At 64.6% G+C, this 4,021-nt stretch carries 6 protein-coding genes and 1 tRNA gene; 5 read left to right on the top strand and 2 right to left on the bottom strand.

Translation table 11 applies throughout. The features are described 5' to 3' along the window. The 4 genes from MOV75_RS29600 to MOV75_RS29615 all read left to right on the top strand — a co-directional run. Positions 1-241, top strand: a 241-nt coding sequence (locus tag MOV75_RS29600; protein WP_247007091.1) for a hypothetical protein, incomplete at its 5' end; no start/stop codon positions are given. Between the two features lie 160 nt (positions 242-401). Further along, positions 402-887 carry a hypothetical protein gene (locus MOV75_RS29605; protein ID WP_246920484.1) on the top strand — a complete coding sequence of 162 codons (486 nt, stop codon included), beginning with the start codon at positions 402-404 and terminating at the stop codon, positions 885-887. A 68-nt stretch (positions 888-955) separates the two neighbouring features. Continuing rightward, complete coding sequence (greA, locus tag MOV75_RS29610) at positions 956-1,438, top strand: transcription elongation factor GreA (RefSeq protein WP_247007092.1); 483 nt, start codon at positions 956-958, stop codon at positions 1,436-1,438. Positions 1,439-1,566: 128 nt separating this feature from the next. Then, a complete protein-coding gene (locus tag MOV75_RS29615) occupies positions 1,567-2,244 on the top strand; it encodes a hypothetical protein (RefSeq protein ID WP_247007094.1) in 678 nt (225 codons plus the stop codon). Between the two features lie 21 nt (positions 2,245-2,265). On the opposite strand, the gene MOV75_RS29620 is transcribed toward MOV75_RS29615, so the two are convergent. Further along, complete coding sequence (locus tag MOV75_RS29620) at positions 2,266-3,039, bottom strand: SDR family NAD(P)-dependent oxidoreductase (RefSeq protein ID WP_247007095.1); 774 nt, start codon at positions 3,037-3,039, stop codon at positions 2,266-2,268. A 147-nt stretch (positions 3,040-3,186) separates the two neighbouring features. Here MOV75_RS29620 and MOV75_RS29625 point away from each other — a divergent pair, with 147 nt between their 5' ends. Beyond that, the gene (locus tag MOV75_RS29625; protein ID WP_246920472.1) at positions 3,187-3,519 is read left to right on the top strand and encodes a hypothetical protein; all 333 of its coding nucleotides are present in this window, start codon (positions 3,187-3,189) and stop codon (positions 3,517-3,519) included. A gap of 199 nt (positions 3,520-3,718) precedes the next feature. Here MOV75_RS29625 and MOV75_RS29630 read toward each other — a convergent pair. Next, a tRNA-Val gene (locus tag MOV75_RS29630) sits at positions 3,719-3,793 on the bottom strand. Positions 3,794-4,021: the final 228 nt, after the last annotated feature.

Below are 4,021 nucleotides of genomic sequence, written 5' to 3' on the forward strand. Positions count from 1 at the left end.
AACCGCGGCGCCTGCGGCGACCAGCACTGCGCCGGCAGCGACGACGGCACCGGCTGCGACCACCGACAGCTCCAGCCAGCCGACCGACACCAAGAAGAGCGCGTCGAAGAAGCCGGCGAAGAAAAAGATGACGCGGCAGCAGGAGATCGATCACTCGGTCGACAGCGGCACCGTGCCCGCGCGCTATCGCAGCTCGGTGCCCAAGCAGTACCAGCAATATATTCCGTTCGATAAGCAATAGCCGATCGCATGGCGGCGTGACGTGATCAGCCGTTGCGCCGCCGGCACCTTCGAGCGACACGCCATCGAAGGACGGCCCGGGCCGGGCGGTTTCCGACCTCACATCCCCGGTGGCGGTCTGGGAGAGCAGTGCTAGACTAGGCCGAAGCCCGGGGGGAATGATGAGCGACGACGTGAAGGATGCTGGCCTTGTGGCCATGATCAGCAGCATCCTTGGAGGCAACAAGCGCGCAGACAGTGTTGCACCGCCGCCGCTCGCCGAGGGGCCGCCGACAGTGCCCTTGAACGGGGCGGAAGCGGTTGCGGCGCCCATCGCCGAGGCGGCCTCGACCCGGCAGGAGGATATGCCCAACGCTGCGCCGGCGGCCGTAGAGCCCGTCGAGCAGCCCGCGAAAATTATCACGACGCGTGATGGCAGACAGCTGCTGCCTGCGGAAGCGATCGCCGATCTCGTGCTGGGTGAGCTGCGCAAGCTGGAGAATTTTCCGGCAACCGGCGCCTCGGTCACGGTCTATGGCTACCGGCATTGGAACGCGATGATCACCTTCGCGCCGTTTTCGACCAATTTCCAGAATGCAACACGGTTCCGCCAGGCCATGCCGGATATCGTCTTCAAGCTCCGTCGTTTCGTCGAACTTGAGATATAGTCTGGCTCGATCACCGGCGGCGGAACACGCCCGCGCTGGCAGCCAAGACAGTTCGACAGGATTCCAAATTGAGCGTCGCCTTTACCAAGGAAGAAAGCGCCGAGACCGCGTCCGAGACGCTGTTGCCGGATCGCCCGATCTCGCCGCATCCGAACTTCGTGACGGAAAAGGGCCTGCAGGCGTTGCAGACGCAGCTGGCGGAAGCCCGCGCGGCCTATGAAGCCGCGCAAGCCATCGAGGACGTCAACGAAAAGCGCCGGCAGTCGGCCGTGCCCTTGCGCGACGCCCGCTATCTGACGGAACGCCTGCGCACCGCGCAGCTCGTCTCTGATCCGACGTCGACGGATATTGTTGCCTTCGGCAGCACCGTGACCTTCAGCCGCGCTGACGGCCGCGTGCAGACCTATCGCATCGTCGGCGAGGACGAAGCCGACCCGAAGGCGGGGACGATCTCGTTCGTCGCGCCGGTGGCGAAGTCGCTGATGGGCAAGGCAGTCGGCGACGTCGCGGGCTCAGACGCGCAGGAGATCGAGATTCTGGCAATCGCGTAGCGCGTGCAGGGCCGGAGCGAGGATTGCGCGGCAAAGGGCGCTATCGACAGGAGCAATCCCATTCACCTAAAGCATGATCCGCAACAGCGCGAGGCCGTCGTCTCCGCCAAACAAAGCTTGATGGTTGGATGAGACGGTTTCTGTCGGGAGCGTTGCCGTTCTACGCGCTGGCTGGACTGGCCATGTGCATGTACCTCGTCCTGTACAGGACGAGCCTGTTCGACCTGAACGCGATCGTCCATGGCGCGACCGGGTCGGCATGGTTTCCGGCCTTCATGTTCATCTGCGTGCTGCTGGAAGCGGTCTTTCCATATTTCGGCTATTTTCCCGGCACCGCCCTCATCCTGATGTCCGTGGCGCTCAATCCAAAGGCCGTGGATGGCCCTGTCTTCATCGTGGCGTGGCTCGCCATCATCCTGGGCGCCGTTCTCAGCTACGGACAGGCTCGTTTCTTCAGGCCGTTCCTGCAGCGGGTGGCCTCGAAAGGGGCTCTGCGCCGATGCGAGTCCTTGTTTGACGCCTACGGTCCTTATGCGCGCATTGCCCTGTTCGTTCATCCCAACGCCTGCGCGATGTATTTCACGGCGCTCGGACTGCTCGGCCGCAGCCTGACGCGCGAGCTCGCCTATCTCTGCGTGGGTGCAGCGGCCGCTGTGGGCATTCTGTTCGTCATCGTCACCAGGCTCGTGTCGTCCGTCGGTCCCACCGATGACGGCGAATTGCAGGTGCTGCTGGCAGCCGCACTGGTCGGCATCGGGACGCTGGTCGGTCTCTACACGGCGTGGCGGCCACAGCGGGCGGTGTGAAGCCTGCTCCGTGATTGTGCGCTACACCTCCGGCAGCTCAACGCCCGTCAGCTTGCTCAATTGACCGATGAGCGCGTCCTGAAATGTCGGGTCGGTCGCCTCGCTGGCCGGCTGCTGCTGTTCGAGATGATGCCAATAGCGCCCCGTCACCAAGGCAGCGGGCTCCTGGCTCACCGCGAGCCAGGTTTGCGTCCGCTGTCCGGTGTCGATGTCGACCGGCGCGCCCGCGCCGCCCATCTTCGTGCGCACCCAGCCGGGATCGACGGCGTTGCTCAGGACCTTGGGCCATCGCCGCGCCACCGCGAAAGCCAGCGCGACCACGTGCAGCTTGCTCTCGGCGTAGGCCCTGGCCGCATCCCAAGCCCGCCTGGTCCAGTCGAGATCGTCGAGCGAACCCTCTCCACCCCGGTGCAATCCGCTGCTGAGATACACGAGCCTACCGGGCCGCTCGATCAGCGCCGTCAGCATGTACGGTGCCAGCGTGTTGATGGCGAGCGTTTCGGCATGGCCTTCCGGCGTCGCGCCACGGCCGGGCCGCGTGTAGACGCCGGCGTTGTGGATGATCGCATCCATGCGCCCGATCGCATTGACCTGATCGGCGATATCCCTCGTCTCGGCCGCACTCTTGAGATCGCCGACCACGATCCCCTGGACACGCGACCTCAGCTCGCCGAGCGCGTCGATGCGATCGGCCGAGCGCGCGTGCAGCACCACGCGATGTCCCTGATCAAGCAGCGATTGCGCCGCCGCGCGGCCGAGGCCATCGGTGCTCCCGGTGATGAAGATGGTCGCCATGCGCTACTCCTGGCCATGTCTCGGCGCGCGGTCTTTGGCGCCTGCTCGTCACTTCCGATACCTGCCCCTCGAACCAAGGTCACGGCGCTCAACACTTAGTCTTGAGCTGCGTTCCGTGAAACGCCGCATCGGCAGCCGGAGGCATGTGTGAGCAAGGTCAAAACGCCGCAGGAAAAGAAGCGATTGAGCTACGAGCAGGACCGGCGCAACACTTATGGAGAAAATCAGAAAAGCAGCCGGAAGAACATTCCGCGCAGCAAGCAGCGCTCGCACCAGGACGAGCGCCGCGCCATCCGGCAGGCTCTGATCCCTGCGCAAGGGGATGTTCTGGACGAAGTCGCCGACGAAGCGCACTCGGAGGTCTTGCGCACAGGTCGGATCAAGAAGCTCAGGTCATTTCGCAAATCGCCGGATCGTCCGCTAGGCGAAGTCATCGCGCGACGATTGCGTCGGCGGACGGGCGAGAAAATTGTCGGATAGCGCGGTGCCTGCCCGCGCTCACAGTGATAGCCGCGACGATCCTTCTTGCCTCATATCCGAGAGGCCAATTCGGGGAAGCCGCAACCCTTTGATCCGACTGACGTCGGCTACTGTGCATGGGGTTGTTTTCGACGTTCTTGATCGGCCGGCTGTCCCAGGCCTGGTGATCGTCCGCAGCGGCTGGGTTCAGGAAAATGAATGGTGGGCGCACAAGGGATCGAACCTTGGACCTCTCCCGTGTGAAGGGAACGCTCTCCCGCTGAGCTATGCGCCCGGGACCATCATGCAGACGGCCGGACCTTGTCGGCCGGCCGGCGCATCGGAGCCCGCGATTTAGAAGTGCGGGCTTGAGGTGTCAAGTTTCCAGGCGCCGCGGGGCCGGAAAACCTTGGCCCCCCGCACGTAATTGGCGACGGAAGCCGGATTTTTGGCCGCTTACGCGCCCTGCTGGCGGGCGCGGGAGGCGTGGGCCTGCAGCGCCCGGATGCGCTCGGCCAGCGTT

This window comes from Bradyrhizobium sp. PRIMUS42, assembly GCF_023006515.1.
Classification (GTDB): domain Bacteria; phylum Pseudomonadota; class Alphaproteobacteria; order Rhizobiales; family Xanthobacteraceae; genus Bradyrhizobium.